The sequence below is a fragment of the Paucibacter sp. Y2R2-4 genome (assembly GCF_025717535.1).
GTDB lineage: Bacteria > Pseudomonadota > Gammaproteobacteria > Burkholderiales > Burkholderiaceae_C > Paucibacter_A.
Genome location: NZ_JAJIRO010000004.1, coordinates 361,333 through 382,787, shown reverse-complemented (window position 1 = coordinate 382,787; position 21,455 = coordinate 361,333). Strand labels below are relative to the sequence as shown.

The following is a 21,455-nucleotide window of genomic DNA, read 5'->3' as shown; positions in this document are numbered from 1 at the left end:
TGGAGAATGGCCGCACTTCACAAAAGAGCTTCATTCCCATGACCCAGCGCTCGTCCCCCGCTTTCCCTGCCTCCAACAAGTTCCGGGCCACCGCGCTCGCCTTGTCTTTGTTCGCACTGTCGGGCGCTGCTGCAGCCGCTGCAGAAACGCCTCTGGACCAGCTGCCTTACACGCCCAGCCTGGATGTGCCGTCCATGGACCGCAGCGTGGACCCCTGCGAAGATTTTTATCAATACGCTTGCGGTGGTTGGATCAAGAACAACCCCATTCCTGAGGATCAGTCGCGCTGGTCGGTTTACGGCAAGTTGGCGGTGGAGAATCAGCGCTTTCTCTGGGGCATTCTGGACAAGCTGGCCAGCAGCCCCGAGCGCAGCAGCCTGACGGCCAACCAAGCCAAGATGGCCGATTACTTCGGCGCTTGCATGAACGAAGACGCGGCGCGCAGCCAGGGCTTGGCGCCCTTGCAGCCGCTGCAGCAGCAGATTGCGGCGTTGACGTCCAAGGACCAACTGCCGGCCTTGTTGGCCGCGCTGCACCTGGCCACCAATAACGAGCGCTTCTTCTTCCGCTTTGGTTCGGGCCAGGACTTTGGCAACTCCAGCCAGGTGATTGCCTTCGCCGTGGCGGCGGGCCTGAGCCTGCCAGACCGCGACTTTTATGTGAAGCGCGATGCTCGCTCGCTGGCCATGATCAAGCAGTTCGAGGCCCATGTGGCGCGCCTGTTTGAGCTCTCGGGCGAAACGCCGCAGGCCGCCGCCAAGGCCGCGCGCAGCGTGCTCAGCACCGAGCGTGCGCTGGCTCGTGCCACCTTGACCCAGGTGCAAAAGCGCGACCCCTACAAGACCTACAACAAGCTCAATGCCAAGGCTTTGCAAGACCTGACCCCCGGTTTCGACTGGGCGGCCTACCGCGCCGCGCTGGGCATGGCCGGCCCCGTGGGCGCCACCAATGTGACCGAGCCCGGCTTCTTCAAGGCGCTGGATGCGCGCTTGCAGGCCATGAGCTTGGGTGAGATCAAGACTTATCTGAACTGGGCTTTGATCAGCAGCCATGCGGCTTATCTGGCGCCTGAGATGGTGCAGGCCAACTTTGACTTCTTTGGCCAAACGCTGAACGGCACGCCGCAGCTGAAACCGCGCTGGAAGCGCTGTGTTGAGTTGGTCGATGTGCAGATGGGCGAGGCGCTGGGCCAGGAGTTTGTGGCGCGCAGCTTCAGCCCCGAGTTGAAGCAGCAGACCGAGCGCATGACGGCCGAGATCGAAGCCGCCATGGCCGACAGCATCAAGGCCTTGCCCTGGATGAGCGCCGCTACCAAGAAGCAGGCGCTGGCCAAGCTGGGCAGCATCGTCAACAAGGTGGGCTACCCCGAGCGTTGGCGCGATTACAGCGGCTTGAGCGTCAGCCGCGACAGCTTTGTGGCCAATGTGCAGGCCGGCCATCGCTTCGAGTTCAAGCGGCAATTGGGCAAGATCGGTCAGCCGCTGGATCGCGGCGAATGGGCGATGACACCGCAAACAGTGAACGCCTATTACGACGCGCAGATGAACGACATCAACTTCCCTGCCGCCGTGCTGCAGCCGCCGCTCTTCGACCCCAAGATGGACGCCGCGCCCAACTACGGCAACACCGGCGGCACCATCGGCCACGAGCTGGTGCATGGCTTTGATGACGAAGGCCGTAAGTTCGATGCCAAGGGCAATCTGAAGGATTGGTGGAGCAAGAAAGACGGCCGCGAGTTCGAAAAACGCGCCGCCTGCGTGGCCGACCAGTACGCGCAGTACACGGTGGTGGACGACATCAAGATCAACAGCCAGCTGACCCTGGGCGAAGACCTCGCCGACCTGGGCGGCCTGGTCTTGGCTTTGACCGCCTGGAAGCAGCATGTGGCCGGCCTGAAGCTCGAGAGCAAAGACGGCCTGACGCCCGAGCAGCGCTTCTTCGTCGGCTTTGCGCAATGGGACTGCAATAACGCGCGCCCCGAGGCGCTGCGCGTGCAGGCGCTGACCAACCCGCACTCGCCCGGCCGCTACCGCATCAACGGCGTGGCGGTGAACATGCCCGAGTTTGAAAAGGCCTTTGCCTGCAAGCCCGGTCAGGCCATGGTCAAGCCGGACGCCAAGCGCTGCAAGGTCTGGTGATGGCTATTTGCCTTTAGGGTCCAAGCGTCGGGCCCGAGCCAGACGCCAGGCGTCGGCCGGGTCGGCGCCGTAGACCTCTTCGGCGGTGGTGGGCGTTTCTTGCAAATGGGTGTCGATGGCGATGCGCTTGTCGAAGACAAAGCATTCGCCCTTCCAGTCCGCCGCTGCATCGGGCAAGGCCTCGAAGTAGCTGACGATGCCGCCGTCGAGTTGGTAGACATCCAGGCCCTGGTCTTGCATCCAGGCGCTGGTTTTTTCGCAGCGGATGCCGCCGGTGCAGTACATGGCGATACGCTTGCCGCTGCGCTTCCATTGATCGGCATGCTCGGCCACATAGGCCGGGAAGTCGCGGAAATGCGCCACCTGCGGGTCGATGGCGCCTTCAAAGTGTCCCAGCTTGTATTCAAAGCTGTTGCGGTTGTCGATCACCAGCACATCGGGCTGCTTGATCAGCTCGCGCCAGGTTTGCGGCGAGACATGCGTGTTGGGCTTGCTCGGGTCGGGCAGGCCGGAGACACCGGGCACGCCAAAGGCCACGATCTCGGGCTTGCAATGCACCTTGATCAAGGTGAAGGGCTGGGTGGCGCAGGCGCTGTGTTTGAACACCATATCGCTGAATGCGCCCGCAAACAGCGGGTCTTGCTGCAGCGCCGCTTCGAAGGCGGCCAGCGCGGCCGCCGGCGCGGCAATGGCGCCGCTGATGCCCTCAAGGGCCACCAAGATATTGCCGCCAATGCCGGTACTGGGCAAGCTCAGCTCTCGCAGGCGCGCGGCCACCGCCTCGGGGTCGGCCACCGAGACGAATTTGTAGAACGATGAATGGACGTGGGCTTCGGCGCTCATGGGGGACGCAATCTCAGACATAAAGCGCAGGGTCGGCAGCGGGCGCCTTGGCGCTGAAACTTGGCATGAGCGCCAGGCCGCCGTTCAGCGTCCAGGCATTCGGGTGGCCCAGGCGGGTGAGGGCTTGCGCCGCTTGGCGGCTGCGATTGCCGCTGCGGCAGAAGAACAGCAAGGGTCGGCCGGGCTCATCCAGCCATTCCGGCAGCGCATTCATCAAACGCGACAAGGCCACGGCCTGCATTTGCGCGCCCGCCAGTTCGGGCGTTTGGCTCAGGAACTGCTCAAAAGGCTCGCGCACATCGACCAGCAAGGCGTTCGGATGCTGTTTGATGAAGCTCTGCAGTTGCGCGCCAGTCAGCAGATGCGGGGTGTCGGCGGCCTCGGCCAAGCCCAGCACGACTTGCTGCGCCTCATCACGGCCGGGGGCCAGGAAGCAGGAGGCTGCCAGCGGCAGCGCGAGCGCCCGCAGTGCTTGCGCGTCGAGCATGCCTGTGAAGGCAATCGCGCTCGTGTCAGGCGCTTGGGGGGCGTTCAGCAGCAAGACCTGACCCTGGGTACAGGGTTTGCGCAGCAGCCGGCGTTCACCCAGGTGCAGCGCCTCTTGTCCGTTGGGCCAGCCCAAAGCGTCCACCGCGACTGTTGGGCGCAGCGGGGCGTTCAGCAAGTCCATCAACAAGCCGCGGGCCTCGGCGTGCTCGGCCTCGCCGCTGCTGCTGAGGATGGCCAGCACTGGGTAGTCTTGGCAATGCAGGGCCTGGACCAAACGGTCCACCTGCTCGGGGCGCGGGTCGATCAGCACGCAGCGGCGGCTGGCGCTGTCGGCCAGTAGATAGCAGCAGGCGCCGTCATGCATGAAGCGGGTGATGCCTTCGCCCAGGGTGGGCAGATTGTCGGCGGGGCTCAGGCAATGGCGGCGCAGCGATTCGCCGCAGGCACGGATGCGGGCGCAGGCTTCATCGATGAAGGCTTCGTCCACCGCCGGCCCGATGGACAGGCGCACCGCGCCGGCCGCTTGCCAGTCCGGCAGGCCCATGGCTTGCAGCACAAAGCTGGGTGCGGCCTTGGCGGCGCTGCAGGCCGAGCCGCCGCTGACCCGCACATCGGCCGCGTCGAACAAGTCTTGCAGCAGGCGCGAGCTCAGGCCCGGCACCGCAAAGTTCAAGGTGGTGGGCAGGCTCACGTCCAAGGGGGCGTTGAACACCAAGCCGGGGAAGGCTTCGCACAAGGCATCGGCCAGGCGCTGGCGAAAGCCCTGCATCGTGGCCGAGTCGCGCAGCGTCTGCCCGTCTTCCAGCGCGGCCAAGACCGCGCCCAGCGCGGCAATGCCCGACATGTTCTCGGTGCCCGAGCGCAGCGCGCCTTCTTGCCCGCCGCCGGCCATCAGCGGCGTGAAGGGCGCACCGGCGCGCACATAGAGCAGGCCAATGCCTTTGGGCGCATAGAGCTTGTGGCCGGAGAAGGGCGCGTAATCGATGCGGCTGCTGCGCAGCTTCAAAGACAGCTTGCCCAGGGCTTGCACGCCGTCCACCAGCCAGTAGCAGGCGCTGTCGCCCAAGGCTGCTTCAATGCCGGCCAAGTCGCTGACGATGCCGGTTTCGTTATTGGCCGCCATGGTGCAGACCAGGCCGGCGCGCGGCGCATGGCGGCGCAAAAACTCCAAGTCATGACGGCCTTGGGCGTCGACCGGTATCGCCAGAATCTGCAGGCCCAGGCCCAGCACCGCGTTCCAGTGTTTCAGCGCCTCTGGCACTGCCTTGTGTTCGGTGGCGCCGTAGAGCAAATAGTCGGCATTCAAATTGCCGCGCAGGGCGCTGAGTGCCGACAGCACGGCGGTTTGTATGCCCTCGGTCGCGCCGCTGGTGAAGAGCAGGGCGCCGTCGCCGGTGTCCAGCAGTCTTTGCGCACGCGCACGCACGCCGTCGATCAAGGCCTTGGCTTTCAGGCCGGTGCTGTGCACGCTGCTGGGGTTGCCATAGTCCTCCACCATGGCCTGAATGGCGGCTGCCTTGGCTTGGGGCAGCACCGGCGTGGTGGCGTTGGCGTCGAGATAGATTTCCATGGCTGGGGGCGGGCCTTGTGGGCCTGGCGAAGAGGGCGTGTACAGCCGCAATCGTAACTGCGCGCCGATTTTGAGCCCCCTTTCAGAGCCCATATACTGCGGGGCCAGGGTCGGCAGAACACCCAGGCCTTGCCGCGCGGCACGAGTCGCGAGCTAAACCTGCCAGGCAATCGATCTTTTGTATGTTTCGATGATGGTCTTCATCATCATCAGGCTGAGCCCGCTTTGTGCGCGTGCCCAGCTGGAAGCCGGCAAGCACCAGCACCCACTTGTTTCGCTCAGTGGGTTGAAGGGCACACGTGTGATGTGGAGAACGCTCAACCATGCCTCGTGAATTGATCCCATTGAGGGTCGAAGACCTCTCGACCTTTGCCAAAGCCCTGCGCAGCCAGCTGCAGTCCTCCTTCGACGAGGCTGATGAAAAGCCGCATGCCCGCGCCGAAGTGCCCATTCAGGTGCCCAGCCATCTGAGCCTCTTGAACATGCTGGCCCGTGCCGCCGGCCACCGCAACTTTCAGGCCTTGAAGGCGGCTGCCGAGACGCAGGCGCCGATTGAATCGCCCGCGCCCAGCAAGCTCAGCCCCAAGCATGCGCCGCCTGCGCGCGGCCCGCGCCATCCCGAGATGAGCGAGCTGGCCGACCGGGCGCTGCGTCAGTTCGATGCCCAAGGCCGCCTGGCCCGCTGGCCCAGCCGCCATCAGGTGCAGCGCTATGCCTTGTGGGGCTTGTGGATTCACTTCGACAGCCGGCGCCCTTACACCGAGCCCGAGGTCAATGAAATCCTCAACGCCCACCACGGCTTTGGTGACCATTGCACGCTGCGCCGCGAGTTGGTGAATATGAAGCTGCTGGGCCGCAGCGACGGCGGCCGCGAGTACCGCAAGCTGGCTGCGCGGCCGGATGAGGACCTCCTGCCGCTCTTGCGGGAGCTGCGGGCGCGCTCGGGCGCCGCATGAGAGGCTGATGGGTTTGGGGGACTGCTCGCTACAATCGCGGCCCCTGATCTCAGGGCTTAACAAAGGATTTAGTCGTGTCTGATCGCCTTGCCGTGCTCTTGCAATACCTGGCCCCAAAACAAGCGTTGACGCGCTTCGCGGGCCTTGTAGCCTCGGCACGCATGGGCAGCATCACCACCGGCATCATTCGCCGCTTTGTGGCGCGGTACGACGTGAACATGGCCGAGGCGGCCAATTCGGACATCACCGCCTACCCGACCTTCAATGAGTTCTTCACCCGCGCCCTGAAGCCCGGCGCAAGGCCGCTGGCCGATGCCGAGCTGATCTGCCCGGTGGACGGCCGCATCAGCCAGTTTGGCGCCATCCAGGGCGATCAAATTTTTCAGGCCAAGGGCCACAGCTTCAGCACCACCGCCTTGGTGGGCGGCGATGCCGAGCTGGCCGCGCAGTTCAAGGACGGCGTTTTCGCCAATATCTACTTGAGCCCGCGCGACTACCACCGCATTCATATGCCGGCCGCGGGCCGCTTGACGCGCATGATCCATGTGCCGGGCGATTTGTTCTCGGTCAACCCGGTCACGGCGCGTGGCGTGCCGGGCTTGTTCGCCCGCAACGAGCGGGTGGTCTGCGTGTTCGAGGGCATTCATGGCCCTTGGGTGCTGGTGCTGGTGGGGGCCACCATCGTGGGCAGCATGTCCACCGCCTGGCATGGGGTGGTGAACCCGCCGCGCCCCGGCACCGTGCGCGAGTGGCGTTATGAGGGTGATGCGGTGAAGCTGAAGAAGGGCGAGGAGATGGGCCGCTTCTTACTCGGCTCCACCGTGGTGATGCTCTTCCCCAAGGGCCCATGGGCCTTCAATCCGGCTTGGACGGGTGAAGACCTGGGCCGTCCCGGCAGCGCGGTGAAACTCGGCGAGGCCATGGCCACTCGCTGAGTTCACCTACTCAGGACGACTCAGCGGCCAAACAGGCCGCGCAGCTTGTTGGCGGTGTCCAGCAACTTGTTGGCTGAGTCGATGGCGCTGTTGGCTTCTTCCGCGACCGGTTTGGCGGGCTCGGCTTTGCTGGCGCTGGGAGCGCCAGGCGCAGGACGCGCGGCACTTGGGTTGGCCGAAGCGCTCGGACGAGCGTTTGTATTGGCGCCGACCGCGCCAAAAGCCGTGTTCGCCGTGGCCCCATTGGGCACGCTGGCAATGATCTCGACGCGGCGATTCTTGGCGCGTCCGGTCTCATCGCTATTGGCAGCCACCGGCTGGCTTTGGCCCGCGCCGCGGCTGCTGAGTCGCTCGGCGGCAATGCCGGCTGAAACGGAGAGGGCTTCAGCGACCGCGCGTGCCCGCGCCTCGGACAGTTTCAAATTGGCTTCGGGGCCGCCCACATCATCGGTGTGACCCACCAGCGCGATTTTCAGCTGGGGGTTGTCTTGCAAGACTCGACCCAGTTCCTTCAAGCTGCTCTGAGACTCGGGCTTCAGTTGCGATTTGCCGGTGTCGAACTGGAAGCCGTATACATCCACCCGACCTTGTTCACTGAGGGCGCGCGCCATGGGGCTGTCGCCGCTGACCGCCATCAACTCGGTGTCCAGGCTGCCTTTTTCCACCACGGTCAGCCAAGCCTGAGGGTCGCCGCCGTAGACATTCACCCACAGCGAGACATAGGTGTTGCCACGTTGCGCCGCCAGGTACTGGTTGTCGGTGTCACCACTCAGGCTGACGCGCTCCAACTTCATGGTCTTGCGCAGATTGCTCAGGTTGTAGGTGGAACAGGGGCGGTCGCAGCTGAACAGTTCTTTGAAGCCGCTGCGCCGCAAGACCGATTGGTAATTGCGAAAAATCTGCAGAGCCGACACCGTGTTGGACATCTCGTAGCGGATGAAGGTGACCCGGCCTTCCAGGGGCAAAAGCTTGTCTGCCGTGTACTCACTGCCACGAAGGACCGGGCGGCTCAGAAAAAGCTGCGCTTCTTCGTAGTCCTTCAAGTCATAGGCCTTCATGACGGCACCTGGGTAGCGGGGGACTTCTGGGTGGTCGCCGCCGGGCTCGGCCCGCACCGCAGTGCCCAAGAAACCAAGGCAGAGGGACAGGGTCAGACCGCGGGCCAACTGCAAACCGGGCTGAGCAGCGAAGCGCAAGAAAGAGCGAGCAAGCATCGAGAAGAGCACCCCAAGTGAATGGAAAAATAAATGCTAGCACGCGGCCTCAGCGCAACGGGAGGCCGGCGAGTCTCCCTATTGGGGGAGCTTTGACTTGCCTCCAACAGCGCGCTAGACAGAGCTTTGCGGGGCGCTTTGGATGCAGGTGATCAGCGCTCGCAAGGCCGGGCTGGCCTGCCGGCGGCCGGGGTAGTAGAGGGCAAAGCCGGTGCCTGGCGCTGTCCACTCGGGCAGCACTTGTTGCAGGCGGCCGCTGCGCAAGCCTTCTTGCGCGGCCGTCTCGTAAACATAGGCCAAGCCCAGGCCGTCCAAGGCCGCTGTCAGGGCCACACTTTGATCGTCCACGGTCAGGGGCCCGCTGACCTCTATCTCCACCGCTTGGCCGCTGCCCGGTTCGGCAAAGGCCCAGCGGAACAGTGCGCCGCTGGCGAAGCGTTGCCGTATGCAGGGCCAGGCACTCAAGGCCGCGGGCTGCTGCGGCGCCTCGCGATGCTGCAGCAGCTCTGGGCTGCCGACGACGATAAAGCGCTGCGCCGGTCCCAGCGGCAGGGCCACCATATCGGCCGGTAACCGTTCGGTGAAGCGCACGCCGGCATCAAAGCCAAGCTCCACGATATCGACCAGGCCGTCTTGCGTGCTCAGCTCCACTTGCACCTGCGGATGCTGTTTGTTGAAGCGGGCCAGCAGTGGCATCAAACAGAGCCGCGCGGCGCTGCGCGGTACCGACAGGCGCAAGGCGCCGCTGACCTCGGCCCTGAGCTCGCCCAGGCCGGCAAAGGTCTGGCTGAGGCTTTGCAAGGCGGGCCCGGCCTCGTCCAACAGGCGCTGGCCGGCGGCGGTCAGCGCCACGCTGCGGGTGCTGCGGTTCAACAGGGCGATGCCGAGCTGGGCCTCCAGCCGGCGCATGGCCTGGCTGACGGCCGAGGGGCTCAGGCCCAACGTGAGCGCGGCACGCCGATAACTGCGCGCCTCGGCCACGGCAAAGAAGATGCGCAAGAGTTGAAAGTCGGGTTCGGCCATGCCTGCATTGTTAAGCAGGACTGCACAGCCCGTGTGCCGCTGCGAGGCTGGTGGGGGTGGGCGTCGTGCTGCAAGATGCATGCACTCTCAATTGCAGCTGGATCTGAAGCGATGAACTCTGTTTTGAAAATAGCGGCCTTTTCCGACGGCAATATCGGCGGCAACCCGGCCGGTGTCTGGATTGCCGAGCAGCACCCGAGCGCGGCCGAGATGCAGCGCATCGCCGCCGACTTGGGCTTCTCCGAAACGGTCTTCGCCATGCCGCAGGGTGCCGCCTGGCGGGTGCGTTATTTTTCGCCTGAGAACGAAGTGCCGTTTTGCGGCCATGCCACCATCGCTCTCGGCGCCGCGCTGGCGCTGCAGCAAGGCAATGGCGTCTTCCCCTTGGTCTTGAATGCGGCGCAGATCAGCGTGGAGGGCCGCCGCGAGGGCGACTTGATCAGCGCCGCCCTGCAATCGCCCCCGACCCGCAGTGCGCCGGCCGAGCCGGGCTTGTTGGCCGCTGCTTTGGCTTTGTTTGGACTCAGCGAAACCGATCTGGACGAGCGCTTGCCACCGGGCTTGGCGCATGGCGGTGCCGATCATTTGGTGTTGGCGCTCAAGTCGCGAGCCCAGTTGGCCGCCATGCACTACGAGCTGGATGCCGGCCGAGCCCTGATGCGCGCGGCGGGTCTGACCACCATCTTGCTGGCCTATGCCGAAACCCCGCAACGTTTTCACACGCGCAATGCCTTTGCCGGCGGCGGTGTGCTGGAAGACCCGGCCACCGGTGCCGCCACCGCCGCCTTTGCCGGCTATCTGCGCGATCTGGCGTGGCCGCATGGCGGCGCGATCGACATCGTGCAAGGCGAAGACATGGGCATGCGCTCCTTGTTGCGTGCCGAGATTTCGCCTGCGGCGGGCAGTTCGATTCGTGTCTCCGGCCATGCGCGAGTGATGGCGGCCTGAAGCTCAAGCACGCAAAACCAGGAGCAATGAATATGGATCAAAGCACTTCAATGAGCCCCCATCGTCCTCTGGCCGGCAAGGCCGTCTCTGCCCTAGGCCTGGGCTTGATGGGCATGAGCGAGTTTTACGGCGAGGTCGATGATGCCGAGTCACTCGCCACTTTGCAGGCCGCTTTTGATTTGGGCCAGCGTCATTTCGACACCGCGGATACCTATGGCCTGGGCCATAACGAGCAATTGCTGGGGCGCTTCTTGGCCCAGCTCTCACCGGCCCAGCGAGCCGAGTTGGTGGTGGCCAGCAAGTTCGGCATCAAACGCCAGCCCGGTCGCTATGAGCGCGATATCGACAATTCGCCGGCTTATATCCGCAGTGCTTGTGAGGCCTCGTTGAAGCGCTTGGGGCTGGAGCAAATCGGCCTGTACTACGTGCATCGACGTGATCCGACGGTGCCGATTGAAGTGGTGATGCAGACCTTGGCGGGCCTGAAGGCCGAAGGCAAGATTGGCGCCATCGGCTTGTCCGAGGTCAGCTTGGAGACTTTGCAGCGAGCCCATGCGGTGCATCCGGTGGCGGCCTTGCAAAGCGAGTATTCGCTCTGGGAGCGCGGCGCCGAAGCGCAGATGCTGCCGGCTACGGCGGCTTTGGGCCTTGCCTTTGTGGCTTACAGCCCGATGGGGCGGGCCTTGCTGAGCGCGGCCTTGCCGGCCACGCATGCGCTCAGCCCGGATGACTTCAGGCGCAATTTGCCGCGTTTCAATGGCGAGGCGGGTGAGCACAACCGGGCCCTCGCCGCGCAATTGGCGTCGCTGGCGGCGACATGGGGCCTGCAAGCCTCGCAGCTGGCGCTGGCCTGGATCTTGAACAAGCAGCCGCATGTGCTGGTGATTCCTGGCACGCGACGCCAGACCCATCTGCGCAGCAATGCGCAGGCCGCCACGCTGCGCCTCAGCGCCGCACAGTTGCAAACCTTGGATGACTTGTTTGCCCCAGGCAGCGTGCAGGGTTCGCGCTACACCGAGGGCGGCTGGCTGGGCATTGAGTCAAGCCGCAGCTGAGGCGTGAGGCTTGTGCGCCGATGCTTCGATTGACTCAGTGCTTGCCCCAGCAGCGCGCCCGCCGCAGCCGCGGCCATCGGTCGGCCGAGGTGATAACCCTGCAGCTGGGTGCAGCCCAAGTCCTCGGCGGCGCGCGCTTGCAGTTCGGTTTCCACCCCTTCGGCCACGATCTCCAGTTGCAAAGAATGGCCCAGCGCGCAGGTCGCTTTGACCACGGCGCTGGCCTGTGCTTCGGGCAGCGGGTCGATCATGCTGCGGTCCAACTTCATGGTGTTGATCGGCAGCTGCCGCAACATCGTCAGCGAGGACTGGCCGGTGCCAAAGTCGTCCAAGGTGCAGAACACGCCGGCTTGGCGCAATACCTGCAGTTGCGGCAGGACGCGGTCCAGATGGCCGATGGCAGCGGTTTCGGTGATCTCGACCTCCAGCCCCTGTTCGGGCAGCTCGTAGTCGCGCAGCTTGCTCAGCAGCCGGGCGGCGAAGCCAGCGTCGTCGAATTGCAGCGGTGAGACATTGACGGCCACTGGCAAGACCTGACCCCAGCGGTCCAGCCATTCGCGCAGCTGCTGGCAAGCGATGTCGAGAATCAGCTCGCCTAATGCCTTGATCTGACCGGTGCGTTCGGCGGCGGGCACGAATTCCACCGGGCTGATGCGGCCGCCGGGCCGCTCCCAGCGCACCAAGGCTTCAAAGCCGCAGAGCTGGCGGCTGCCGGCGCTGAACTTGGGTTGGTACTCGAGCAAGAACTCGCGCTCGACGATGGCCCGCCCCAGGGACTGCTCGGCCTCCAATCGGGCACGCGCGGCGCCATTCATGCTGGGGTCAAAGAACATAAAGGACGCACCGGCCTTGCCTTTGGCCTTGTGCATGGCGGAGTCGGCGGCGCGCAAGAGGCTGGCGCCATCGCGTCCGTCTTGCGGGAATAAGGCCGCCCCGGCCGACATATTCACAAACAGCTCGGCGCCCTCCAGCGCAAACGGGGTGTTCAACATGGCCAGCATTTGCTCGGCCACTTGCTGCACCGTCTCGGGTGTTGGCTCGCCTTCCAGCAGCACCAGGAACTGGTCTTCGCCCAGGCGGCTCAAGGTGGCTTGCGGGGGGAGGCGATGGCAGAGCCGGCGCGCTACCGCATGCAAGAGCGCATCGCCGACCGCGTGCCCCAGGCTCTCATTGACCAATTGGAAGCGATCGAGGTCGGCGGAGATCAAGGCGAAGGTCGGTGCGCCCAAATAGGTCAGCTCGCGCAGCCGCTCAACGGCGAAGTTACGGTTTGGCAGGTCGGTCAGTTCATCATGCAGGGCCTGGCGGCGCAGTGCATCCACGGCACGCTGGCGCGAACTGTCGTCAATCATCACCATCAGCTCCGCCGGCGCGCCGTCCCATTCCAAGTGGCTGGACAGGCCGCGGATGTAGATGGGCTCGCCGCTTTTCGTCAACCGGGTGGCCTCCCACTCGATGCGGGCATTGGGGTCGGCGATCACTCTTTGGTGGCGCTCCCGAGCCGCATTGCGCAACTCGGGGGGCACCAAGGCCTCCACCAGATCATCGGGCTGGCTGGTGCCAGGGTCGAAGCCGAAGATGGCGCGGGCGGCTGGGTTGGTGTAAACCACCCGATGGTTTTGCAGCACTCCCAGGCCTTGCAGCGAGTGTTCGGCCAGCTTGGTGAAGCGCTCGTTCTGCCGCCGTGTCTCCGCATGGGCGCGAGCGGCGGACAGCAGAATCAAACCGAGCGAGAGCGTGGTCTGCACGAATAAGCCCAGGGTGTGGGTGATCGGCGAGCGCCCGGCCGGGTCCAGCATCGGGCTGCTGCCATGCACCAGACCGGCGGCGAAAAAACAGGCCGCCACGAAGCGCTCGCCGCTATGGCCGGCGCGACCCATCCACCAGGCGCAGCTCCAGCAGCCCAACACCAGAAAGACGGCGGCGATGCGCACGGCGTAGCGGTGATCCAGACTCGCCATCCAGACGATGCAGACCATCATGCCGATGAACACCGTGATCCAGAGCGGGCGCCGCCAGCCCAAGCCGCGGTAATTGCGTGCGCCGCTGACCTGCAAGGACAGCGAACCCATCAGGCAGGTCGAGGCCAGCAAGGCCTGCAGGTCGTAGCGCCAACCGGACTTCAGCTCGGGCACCAGGGCCAGGCCCAAGGTCAGGCCCAGCGACAGCAGGATCCAGCTCCAGCCCCAGTCGCGCACATAAAGATAGCGCCGGTCTTGCTGCCAAAGCAAAAGCAATGCTGCGCCCAGCATGGCGTTCAGCCCCGCACTGATCAACATCAATGAAGTCATGGCCTGCCTGCCGCGCCCAAGAGAAGTTGCGGCGATGGTGATAGCCAGATAGTAGCGCCGCCTTGCTGTGACAATAGGCTTTTACGACCTTGGCGGACCGGAAAAGCCCGGCGCCAGCGTCCTGTGCCTCAGCCAGCTCACTTTTCATCATGACCCAACGCCCGAATCAACGCGTCTTGACCGGCATCACCACCACCGGCACCCTTCATCTGGGCAATTACGTCGGCGCCATCCGCCCAGCGATTGCAGCCAGCCGTGAAGCCGGTGTGGAGAGTTTTTTCTTCATGGCCGACTATCACGCCCTGATCAAATGTGATGACCCGGAGCGCATCAACCGCTCGCGCCTGGAGATTGCGGCGACCTGGCTGGCCGCCGGCCTGGACACTTCGCGTGTCACTTTTTACCGCCAGAGCGACATCCCCGAGATTCCCGAACTGACCTGGCTTTTGACCTGCGTCACTTCCAAAGGCCAGATGAACCGCGCCCATGCCTACAAGGGCGCGACCGATGCCAACGCGGCAGCGGGCGAGGATCTGGACGCCGGCATCACCATGGGCTTGTACAGCTACCCCATCTTGATGGCGGCCGATATCTTGATGTTCAACGCCCACCGCGTCCCCGTCGGCAAGGACCAGGTGCAACACATCGAGATGGCGCGCGATGTGGCGCAGCGCTTCAACCATTTGTTTGGCCAAGGCAAAGAGTTCTTTGTCTTGCCCGAAGCCAATGTCGAAGAAGACGTGGCCCTGCTGCCGGGCCTGGACGGCCGCAAGATGAGCAAGAGCTATGACAACAGCATTCCCTTGTTTGAAGGTGGCGCCAAGGGCTTGAAGGAAGCGATTGCCCGCATCGTCACCGACTCCAAGCTGCCCGGCGAGCCCAAGGAGCCTGAAGGCCAAGCCCTGGTCACGATTTACGACGCCTTCGCCACGGCGGCGCAGCGCCAGCAATTCCGCGCTGATTTGCGCGCCGGCCTGGCCTGGGGCGAAGCCAAACAGCAGCTCTTCGATCTGATCGAGGCCGAAATCGCGCCGCTGCGCAGCCGCTATGAGGCTTTGATGGCCCACCCCGAGCGCATCGAGGCGACGCTTTTGGAAGGCGCGGCCAAGGCACGCGCCGTCGCGGCCCCCTTGCTGGCGGAACTGCGTCAAGCCGTGGGCCTGCGCAGTTTTGCTGCCCGCCTTGAGGTGAATGCTCCAACTAAAGCGGCCAAGGCGGCGCTGCCGGTCTTCAAGCAATACCGCGAGGCCGATGGACAGTTCTACTTCAAGCTCAATGCCGCCGATGGCCATTTGCTCTTGCAAAGCCAGGGTTTTGCGGGCGGGCGCGATGCCGGTCAATGGGTGGCGCGCTTGAAACGCGAGGGCGCCGCAGGCTTGGCCGAAGCCCCGGTGACTCTGGCTGAGGGCGTTGCGGCGAGCGATGTGGCCGCCGCTCTGGCGGCTTTGCAAGCGGCCGAGGCCGCCTGAAAAAATGAATGAATGATTAAAGCAGAGCGTGGCTTGAAGAGCGCGGGCATTATTGCTAGAGGAATGACTCTGATCAGCATCCTCACCGCAGAAACCCGCTAGGCTGTTCTGGCGGTCTTGGCTAGCCTCGACCGCGCATTCAAAAGATAAAACAGGAGACATCCGCCATGCCTACCATTCCCGCCGACAGTCTGGCTCTACAGCGCTTTTATCACTGGGAGCGCACGTTGGCCTCTCGCGTGGCCTTGACCCAGCCGGTCGGCCAGGGCGTGTTGCAAACCTTCACCTGGGCGCAGGTGGGCGATCAGGTGCGGCGCATGGCCGCGCATCTGCAGGCCCAGGGTCAAAGGCAGGGCTGGGAGCCCGGCGCCAAGGTGGCGATCCTGTCGAAGAACTGCGCCTGGTGGTTGATGAGCGATCTGGCCATCTGGATGGCGGGTTATGTCTCGGTGCCGCTGTATCCCACGCTTGCCCCGGACACGATTCGGCAGATCTTGGAGCACAGCGAGGCCCGTGCCTGCTTCATCGGCAAGCTCGACGGTTGGGCTGGCATGAAGCCGGGCGTGCCTGCCGGGCTGCCTTGCATCAGCTACCCGGTGTCGCCCGACGATGCCAAAAAAGCCTATCCCGGCTGGGATGAAGTCTGCGCCGGCATCGAACCCTTGGTGGGCGAGCCACTGCGCCAGGCCGATGAGCTGGCGACCTTGATCTACACCTCGGGCACCACCGGCGCGCCCAAGGGGGTGATGCACTCCTTTGGCGCTTTCGCTTGGGCCTTCAGTGCCGCGCTCAAGCGCATCTCCATGAGCCAGGAGGACCGCATGCTGTCCTACCTGCCGCTGGCCCATGTGGTGGAGCGGGTGCTGGTGGAGCATGGCTGGCTGCGCACCGGCTTCTCGGTCTATTTCGCCGACAGCCTGGATACCTTCGCGGCCGATCTTCAGCGCGCCCGCCCGACCATCTTTTTCTCGGTGCCGCGTCTGTGGGTCAAGTTCCAGCAGGGCGTGCAGGCCAAGATGCCGCAGAAGAAGCTCGACTTCTTGCTGTCAGTGCCGCTGATCGGTGGCTTGGTGCGTCGCAAGATCCAAAAAGCGCTGGGCCTGGATCAATGCCGGGTGGCCGCTGGCGGCGCGGCGCCCATGCCGGTGGCCTTGTTGCACTGGTATCGCAAGCTGGGGCTGGACATCAATGAAGGTTACGGCATGACCGAGAACTTGGCTGTGTCGCACATCACCGTGCCGGGCCAAGATCAGATCGGCAGCGTCGGTCCGGCCTATGAGGGCGTCGAGGCAAGACTTGACCCCGCCAATGGCGAGCTGCTGATGCGCAGCCCGGCCTTGATGATGGGTTATTACAAGCAGCCCGAGCTGACCCGTGAGGTCATCACCGAGGATGGCTGGCTGCGCACCGGCGACAAGGGGCGCATCGATGGCAACGGGCTCTTGCACATCACCGGCCGCGTCAAAGACTTGTTCAAGACCAGCAAGGGCAAGTATGTGGCGCCCGCGCCGATTGAAGATCGTCTGGGGCAGCACCCGGCGGTGGAAGCCTGCGTGGTGACGGGTGCCAATATGGGCCAGCCGGTGGGGGTGGTGATGCTGTCCCCCCAAGCTGCGGATCATCTGAAAACGGCTGAGCAGCGTGCCGAACTGAGTGAGCAGCTGAGTGCACATTTGGCGGAGATCAATGCCCGCCTTGACCCGCATGAGCAGCTCGACTGCCTGGCCGTCATCAAAACGCCTTGGACGGTGGACAACGGCTTCATCACCCCGACCTTCAAGGTCAAGCGCAACCGCGTCGATGAGGTCTATGGTCCGCAGCTGGAGGGCTGGGTGGCGCAGCGCAAGCCGGTGGTGTTCACCGACTGAAGCCTGTTCTTGGGCCCGTGTCCCCTGAGACCTGCAGGCCCTCAGGCCTGCGGGCGACGGCGCAACTGATCGATCTCTTGCGCCATCATGCGGCTGCGCAGGTCCATGCCTTGCAAAGAGGCCCAGGTGGCCAGACCGTGGATGAATAGGCCCAGGCCCCAGCCCCAGATTGGGAACGGGGCGTGGCCGAAATGCCAGTCCCGCCCGCTCACGATGCCGATCAAGTAAAAGCCGGCATTGACGCAGCAAAACACCATCAAATGGGTCAGAAAGCCTAGCTTGGCGTCTACACGCTTCTTGGCTTGCGCCAGCAACTCGTCTTGAGTGCAAGCGTTGGAAGTGGCGTTGGTCTCAGAGGTGTACATGGTCGGCTCCTTTTGCCTTGCTGTGTGGGTGCTGATTGACTTGGCGATGGGTGAACTGTGAAGACCAGCCGCCCTTGCGCCCAGCGCCTTGCGACGAATGGGCAGCTGAGGGCGTGAAGCACCAGCCTGAGAGATCAACGGTCAGGGCAAGATGAGCTGCACAGCTGCTACGCTGCGCAGCCTTGCTGGTTTCTGCTCGTTTTTTCATTTGCCGCTGGAGGCGCACGCGTGCCGTCAATGACTGTTCTGCCCCTGTTGGATGCAGCCCTGCGCGGCGGCATGCTGGCCTTGCTCTGGCTGCTGGGGCTGGCTTTGTTGCGCGATGGTCGCAAGCCGTCTGGCGTGTTGGCGCTGTTGCCGCGCTTGGGGGCGTGTCTGGCCGTGGGTCTGAGCGTGCAGGTGATCAGTTCGACGCCGCTGTTTGAGGCTGAGGTTCCCGTCGCTTGGCAGGCGCCCTGGGTGGCCGTATCGGTGGCCAATTCGGTTTTGTTTTGGTTGTTTGCGCGAGCCCTGTTTGAGGACGAGTTTCGGCTGCGGCCGCTGCATTTGTTGCTTTGGTTTGGCGCGGCCGGTCTGAGCGGGCTCAATTGCGCCTGGCTGGCGCCTCAAGCCGGCGTGTGGCCGGTGGCAACGGCCACCTTGCTGTTGCAAAGGCTCTTGCCGCTGGGCTTTGGCCTGCTGGTGGGGCTGACCGCAATGCGCCATTGGCGGGTCGATCTGGTCGATGCGCGGCGGCGCTTGCGCGCCAAGATCGTGTTGGGCGGCGCGGTCTATATGGCCATGATGGTGGCCTTGCGGCTGCAAGCGCAGCAGCCGGGGCAGCGGCTTCACGGCCGCTTGTCCGAGCCGCTGGCCTTGCTGGATGTGGCCGCTCTATTGGTCTTGGTGGGCAGTTTGAGCTGGAGCTTGCTGCGTGTGGTCGGCAGCGAGTTGCTCGGAACCGGCGCCGACTGCGCGCCAGCGCCGCCAGGCGAGGGGGCTGCCGCCCTGCCTGCACCAGCCGCTACTGCGTCCGAGGCGTCCGAAGCGCCTGATGCGGCCGAGCAAACGCTGCTGGATGCCTTGCGCCAAGCCATGGAGCAAGAACGCTTCTATCGCAGCGAAGACCCCAGCCTGGCCGCTTTGGCCCAGCGCCTGCAGGTGCCCGAGTACCGGCTGCGCCGCCTGATCCACCAGCGCTTGGGGCAGCGCAACTTCAACAGCTATATCAATGGCTATCGACTGGCCGAAGTCCGGCGCGCCTTGGCCAATCCGACGCAGCGTTCCACGCCGATTCTGACCCTCGCCTTGGAGGCCGGCTTTCAATCGATCGGCCCCTTCAATCGCGCCTTCAAGGCCGAAACCGGCATGACGCCCAGTGAGTTCCGCGAGCGAAACCAAGCCGCTGCAGCGACTTGATACGGCTTGATCTGGCCGATTGCTGAAATCGGCCTGTCCGTTTTCTTCATTTGCAGGTTTCGGCCAGACCTTGCTGCGGCCTCCCGGCATGGTGGCGACCTCGCCCTGCTTGTGGGGCCTTGAACGCAAACGCGGGAGATGCACGGAATGAAGATAAAGACGCAGAGTGTTGCCGCAGCCGGGTTGCGGCGCCTGATTGGCGTAGCCGGCCTGGCTTGCATGACGGCCCCGGCCTGGGCCGGATTGGGCTTCAGTGAAATTGCGATGCCAGGCGCTGGAGCGGCGGCGGGGCCGGTATCGGTCTACTACCCGACCGAGGCGCCGGACCAGCCGCAGCGCTTCGGTCGAATGGAGTTGCGGCTGGCGCGTGATGCCGCACCCAAGGTCGGCAATGGCCGCTTGGTGCTGATCTCGCATGGCTCGGGCGGCTCGCCCTGGGTGCATGCGGACCTGGCTCGTCGCTTGGTGGAGGCCGGCTTTGTGGTGGCCATGCCGGAGCATTGGGCCGACAACTACAAAGACCCGAGTCGCCCAGGGCCGGACAGCTGGGCGCTGCGGCCGGCCGAAATGTCGCGGGCCATTGATGCCGTCGCTGCCGACAGCCGTTTCGGGCCGGGGCTGCGCCTGGACAAGGTGGGCGCCTATGGGGGCTCGGCGGGCGGCCACACGGTTTTGAGTCTGGCCGGCGGGCACTGGTCAGCGGCAGGCTTTCTTCGCCATTGCCAGGTCCATTTAGCGGAAGACTTTCAGGCCTGCGTTGGCTTGACGACCTCCTTGACTCGGGGCGTCGGGGGCGACCTGGGTGTTCTGGACGGGCTCAAACTCTGGTTGGCGCGGCAGATCCTCGCCTTCAAGTTCGATGACGCGCGCCCTTTGAGTTACGCCGACCCGCGCATCGCCGCCGCCGTGGCCAGCGTGCCGGCCGCGGCGGACTTCGAGATGAGCAGTTTGGCCAAGCCGCGCATCCCGCTGGCGCTGGTGACGGCCCGGCGGGATCGCTGGCTGAGCCCTCAATGGCATAGCGACGCGGTGCTGCGCGCCTGCGCGGACCGCTGCGAGTGGCTGGCCGACCTGAGCGACGGCGGCCATGGAGCGATGCTCTCGCCGCTGCCGCCCGGCCTGAGCGGGCTGCTGGGCGAGATGTTGAACGACCCGCCGGGCTTTGACCGGGCCCAGCTGGACGAAGTGGACCGCAAAATCACCGCCTTCATGCAGCGGCATTTGCTGGACTGAGCCGGCGCGCTTGCTCTTCAGTCGCGGTTCTTATTCAGTCTCGTTTGCGCGAGCGGCTCAGCAAGAGCAAGCCGATCGCGCCAATGCCGGCCAAGAACATGGCGGTTTGGCTGGGCTCTGGAACGGCGCTGGTCATGCTGATGGAGCCGCCGAAGTTGCCGATGCTCTTGCCGCGAATCTCCACCACATAGCTGCCGGCCGACAGGCTGACGGGGGCGACGATGGAAATGCTCGAGTTGTATACGTCGATGTCGGTGCTCCAAGCCTGAATGATGCCGGGGCCGGCCTTGGCGTCGCCCAGAAAAGCGCCGTTGTAGGCGTAGATGCGTTCAGACAAGCCGGTTACGCCGCTGACATTGTTCAGCGTGGTGGTGATGCTTTGGGCCACGGCGGCCGAGGTTTGGATCAGATAGGCGGCGTAGAAGAAGTTGTTGTCGCTCTTGACCGAGGAGTAGGAGCCGGTGGCGCCCGAGAAGTTGAAACCGGTCACACCTGGCATGAGGGTCAAGGTGTTGGTGATGGTGTCGCTCAGGCTGGAGGCCTGCAATGTGCCGTTGGGCGCAATCGCCACGGTTTGCTGGCTAGCGTGAGCGGACGCGGCGGCCAACAGCCAGCTGGTGCAGATCAGGGCGGACTTGGGTACTGCAATCATCGAAAGACTCCTAGGGGTGGACGAGGCTTCGGCCACCGCTTGCCCAAGCACGGTCTGTGCATGTGTGGCAAGGTCGCCGATCTGCGCTCAGATTAACGAAGGCATATGACCCGGTGATGGGGCTCTGTCCGGCCGTTCTAGGCTCTAAGGCCCATCCATCCGGACTTGCCCGGTGAAAAAGGCGGCAAAGCCTATGAGCCGAATGGCGGGTGGCAACGAACTGTCACTTGGCGCCGTTACAGTGGCGGTCCCCTGGACCCCCCTTTTCTCAATCCTCTGAACAAGGGGGGGTCAAGTCCCAATTGCCGAGGCGGTGGCTTGCTGCAATAGTCCATTCGGACCGCGACCAGAGGATAGGGTGGGGGAATCCTGAACTTTCAGGAGTTTCAGAGGAAGAGGGGCTGAAAAAGTGGCGACGCCAGCGTAGCCGCTGTCAGCTCGCGGTCAATGAATGAGCCGGGTTGTATGTATATGCGTGCTTTGAATAGATCAACAAAATCGGGTGGCTTCACGCTGCTGGAACTGCTGGTGGTGATGGTCATCATCGGCCTGCTGGCCGGCTATGTGGGCCCTAAGTTCTTTGGCCAGATCGGCAAGTCCGAGGTCAAGGCGGCGCGGGCACAGATCGACGGCTTGCAAAAGTCGCTTGATCAATACCGCTTGGATGTGGGTCGCTACCCGAGCACCGAACAAGGCTTGGCGGTCTTGGTCACCAAGCCGGCCGATGAGCCGCGCTGGGCAGGCCCCTATCTGAGCAAGGCCTTGCCCAAGGACCCTTGGCACAACGATTATCAATACCGTTCGCCTGGCGAACATGGCGAGTACGACCTGTTCTCCTATGGCCGCGATGGCCGGCCGGGCGGCGAGGGTGAAGATGCCGACCTGGTCAGCTGGTGAGTCCGCTGAAGCAAACTTTCGCATGATCGCGACTCGCCCCATGCAGTGGCAACAGGCCGCTCAAGCGTCAGCACATTCACCTGCTCAAACGCCTGTCCAAACGCCTGCTCA

17 protein-coding genes are annotated in these 21,455 nt (G+C 64.3%); 10 read left to right on the top strand and 7 right to left on the bottom strand.

Going from position 1 to position 21,455, the window contains the following annotated elements; all coding sequences use genetic code 11:
* The first annotated feature begins 38 nt into the window (after window positions 1-38).
* Window positions 39-2,138, top strand: coding sequence for a M13 family metallopeptidase (locus tag LNV06_RS16880; protein WP_263539460.1), 2,100 nt, complete (start codon window positions 39-41; stop codon window positions 2,136-2,138).
* Window positions 2,139-2,141: 3 nt separating this feature from the next.
* On the opposite strand, the gene trhO is transcribed toward LNV06_RS16880, so the two are convergent.
* Both trhO and LNV06_RS16870 read right to left on the bottom strand, forming a co-directional pair.
* Window positions 2,142-2,981, bottom strand: coding sequence for an oxygen-dependent tRNA uridine(34) hydroxylase TrhO (trhO, locus tag LNV06_RS16875; RefSeq protein WP_263539459.1), 840 nt, complete (start codon window positions 2,979-2,981; stop codon window positions 2,142-2,144).
* A gap of 13 nt (window positions 2,982-2,994) precedes the next feature.
* Window positions 2,995-5,040 (bottom strand): aminotransferase class V-fold PLP-dependent enzyme, encoded by a 2,046-nt coding sequence (locus tag LNV06_RS16870; RefSeq protein WP_263539458.1) that lies wholly within the window; start codon window positions 5,038-5,040, stop codon window positions 2,995-2,997.
* Between the two features lie 323 nt (window positions 5,041-5,363).
* Between LNV06_RS16870 and LNV06_RS16865 the strand changes: the two genes are divergently transcribed.
* On the top strand, window positions 5,364-5,996 hold the full coding sequence (locus LNV06_RS16865) for a DUF2087 domain-containing protein (RefSeq protein WP_263539457.1): 633 nt from the start codon (window positions 5,364-5,366) through the stop codon (window positions 5,994-5,996).
* Between the two features lie 74 nt (window positions 5,997-6,070).
* Window positions 6,071-6,931 carry an archaetidylserine decarboxylase gene (gene asd / locus LNV06_RS16860; RefSeq protein WP_263539456.1) on the top strand — a complete coding sequence of 287 codons (861 nt, stop codon included), beginning with the start codon at window positions 6,071-6,073 and terminating at the stop codon, window positions 6,929-6,931.
* A gap of 20 nt (window positions 6,932-6,951) precedes the next feature.
* On the opposite strand, the gene LNV06_RS16855 is transcribed toward asd, so the two are convergent.
* Window positions 6,952-8,145, bottom strand: coding sequence for an OmpA family protein (locus LNV06_RS16855; RefSeq protein ID WP_263539455.1), 1,194 nt, complete (start codon window positions 8,143-8,145; stop codon window positions 6,952-6,954).
* 114 nt (window positions 8,146-8,259) lie between these two features.
* The gene (locus tag LNV06_RS16850) at window positions 8,260-9,168 is read right to left on the bottom strand and encodes a LysR family transcriptional regulator (protein WP_263539454.1); all 909 of its coding nucleotides are present in this window, start codon (window positions 9,166-9,168) and stop codon (window positions 8,260-8,262) included.
* A 111-nt stretch (window positions 9,169-9,279) separates the two neighbouring features.
* Between LNV06_RS16850 and LNV06_RS16845 the strand changes: the two genes are divergently transcribed.
* Window positions 9,280-10,116 carry a PhzF family protein gene (locus LNV06_RS16845; protein WP_263539453.1) on the top strand — a complete coding sequence of 279 codons (837 nt, stop codon included), beginning with the start codon at window positions 9,280-9,282 and terminating at the stop codon, window positions 10,114-10,116.
* 32 nt (window positions 10,117-10,148) lie between these two features.
* Complete coding sequence (locus tag LNV06_RS16840) at window positions 10,149-11,171, top strand: aldo/keto reductase (protein WP_263539452.1); 1,023 nt, start codon at window positions 10,149-10,151, stop codon at window positions 11,169-11,171.
* Here the strand turns inward: LNV06_RS16840 and LNV06_RS16835 are convergent.
* A complete protein-coding gene (locus tag LNV06_RS16835) occupies window positions 11,126-13,462 on the bottom strand; it encodes a putative bifunctional diguanylate cyclase/phosphodiesterase (protein ID WP_263539451.1) in 2,337 nt (778 codons plus the stop codon). The genes LNV06_RS16840 and LNV06_RS16835 overlap by 46 nt on opposite strands.
* Window positions 13,463-13,611: 149 nt before the next feature.
* On the opposite strand from LNV06_RS16835, the gene LNV06_RS16830 reads away from it, so the two are divergent.
* Together LNV06_RS16830 and LNV06_RS16825 are read left to right on the top strand one after the other, a co-directional pair.
* A complete protein-coding gene (locus tag LNV06_RS16830) occupies window positions 13,612-14,931 on the top strand; it encodes a tryptophan--tRNA ligase (protein ID WP_263539450.1) in 1,320 nt (439 codons plus the stop codon).
* A 167-nt stretch (window positions 14,932-15,098) separates the two neighbouring features.
* Window positions 15,099-16,799, top strand: a complete 1,701-nt coding sequence (locus tag LNV06_RS16825) for an AMP-binding protein (protein ID WP_263539449.1) — start codon at window positions 15,099-15,101, stop codon at window positions 16,797-16,799.
* A 41-nt stretch (window positions 16,800-16,840) separates the two neighbouring features.
* On the opposite strand, the gene LNV06_RS16820 is transcribed toward LNV06_RS16825, so the two are convergent.
* Window positions 16,841-17,164: a 2TM domain-containing protein gene (locus tag LNV06_RS16820; RefSeq protein WP_263539448.1), complete on the bottom strand. Its 324-nt coding sequence runs from the start codon at window positions 17,162-17,164 to the stop codon at window positions 16,841-16,843.
* Window positions 17,165-17,401: 237 nt separating this feature from the next.
* Between LNV06_RS16820 and LNV06_RS16815 the strand changes: the two genes are divergently transcribed.
* Window positions 17,402-18,562, top strand: a complete 1,161-nt coding sequence (locus LNV06_RS16815; RefSeq protein WP_263539447.1) for an AraC family transcriptional regulator — start codon at window positions 17,402-17,404, stop codon at window positions 18,560-18,562.
* Window positions 18,563-18,709: 147 nt separating this feature from the next.
* Window positions 18,710-19,795 (top strand): alpha/beta hydrolase family protein, encoded by a 1,086-nt coding sequence (locus LNV06_RS16810; RefSeq protein WP_263539446.1) that lies wholly within the window; start codon window positions 18,710-18,712, stop codon window positions 19,793-19,795.
* A gap of 34 nt (window positions 19,796-19,829) precedes the next feature.
* Here the strand turns inward: LNV06_RS16810 and LNV06_RS16805 are convergent, their stop codons facing one another.
* Window positions 19,830-20,447 carry a PEP-CTERM sorting domain-containing protein gene (locus LNV06_RS16805; protein WP_263539445.1) on the bottom strand — a complete coding sequence of 206 codons (618 nt, stop codon included), beginning with the start codon at window positions 20,445-20,447 and terminating at the stop codon, window positions 19,830-19,832.
* A 471-nt stretch (window positions 20,448-20,918) separates the two neighbouring features.
* Here LNV06_RS16805 and gspG point away from each other — a divergent pair, with 471 nt between their 5' ends.
* Window positions 20,919-21,344, top strand: a complete 426-nt coding sequence (gspG, locus tag LNV06_RS16800) for a type II secretion system major pseudopilin GspG (RefSeq protein ID WP_263539444.1) — start codon at window positions 20,919-20,921, stop codon at window positions 21,342-21,344.
* Window positions 21,345-21,455 lie beyond the last annotated feature (111 nt).

Bases quoted from the DNA above. Each gene is read 5' to 3' on its own strand.
- trhO (WP_263539459.1), bottom strand. From the start codon at position 2,981: ATGAGCGCCGAAGCCCACGTCCATTCATCGTTCTACAAATTCGTCTCG.
- LNV06_RS16870 (WP_263539458.1), bottom strand. From the start codon at position 5,040: ATGGAAATCTATCTCGACGCCAACGCCACCACGCCGGTGCTGCCCCAA.
- LNV06_RS16820 (WP_263539448.1), bottom strand. From the start codon at position 17,164: ATGTACACCTCTGAGACCAACGCCACTTCCAACGCTTGCACTCAAGAC.
- LNV06_RS16850 (WP_263539454.1), bottom strand. From the start codon at position 9,168: ATGGCCGAACCCGACTTTCAACTCTTGCGCATCTTCTTTGCCGTGGCC.
- LNV06_RS16840 (WP_263539452.1), top strand. From the start codon at position 10,149: ATGGATCAAAGCACTTCAATGAGCCCCCATCGTCCTCTGGCCGGCAAG.
- LNV06_RS16830 (WP_263539450.1), top strand. From the start codon at position 13,612: ATGACCCAACGCCCGAATCAACGCGTCTTGACCGGCATCACCACCACC.
- gspG (WP_263539444.1), top strand. From the start codon at position 20,919: ATGCGTGCTTTGAATAGATCAACAAAATCGGGTGGCTTCACGCTGCTG.
- LNV06_RS16805 (WP_263539445.1), bottom strand. From the start codon at position 20,447: ATGATTGCAGTACCCAAGTCCGCCCTGATCTGCACCAGCTGGCTGTTG.
- LNV06_RS16825 (WP_263539449.1), top strand. From the start codon at position 15,099: ATGCCTACCATTCCCGCCGACAGTCTGGCTCTACAGCGCTTTTATCAC.
- LNV06_RS16865 (WP_263539457.1), top strand. From the start codon at position 5,364: ATGCCTCGTGAATTGATCCCATTGAGGGTCGAAGACCTCTCGACCTTT.
- LNV06_RS16835 (WP_263539451.1), bottom strand. From the start codon at position 13,462: ATGACTTCATTGATGTTGATCAGTGCGGGGCTGAACGCCATGCTGGGC.
- LNV06_RS16845 (WP_263539453.1), top strand. From the start codon at position 9,280: ATGAACTCTGTTTTGAAAATAGCGGCCTTTTCCGACGGCAATATCGGC.
- LNV06_RS16815 (WP_263539447.1), top strand. From the start codon at position 17,402: ATGACTGTTCTGCCCCTGTTGGATGCAGCCCTGCGCGGCGGCATGCTG.
- LNV06_RS16880 (WP_263539460.1), top strand. From the start codon at position 39: ATGACCCAGCGCTCGTCCCCCGCTTTCCCTGCCTCCAACAAGTTCCGG.
- LNV06_RS16855 (WP_263539455.1), bottom strand. From the start codon at position 8,145: ATGCTTGCTCGCTCTTTCTTGCGCTTCGCTGCTCAGCCCGGTTTGCAG.
- LNV06_RS16810 (WP_263539446.1), top strand. From the start codon at position 18,710: ATGAAGATAAAGACGCAGAGTGTTGCCGCAGCCGGGTTGCGGCGCCTG.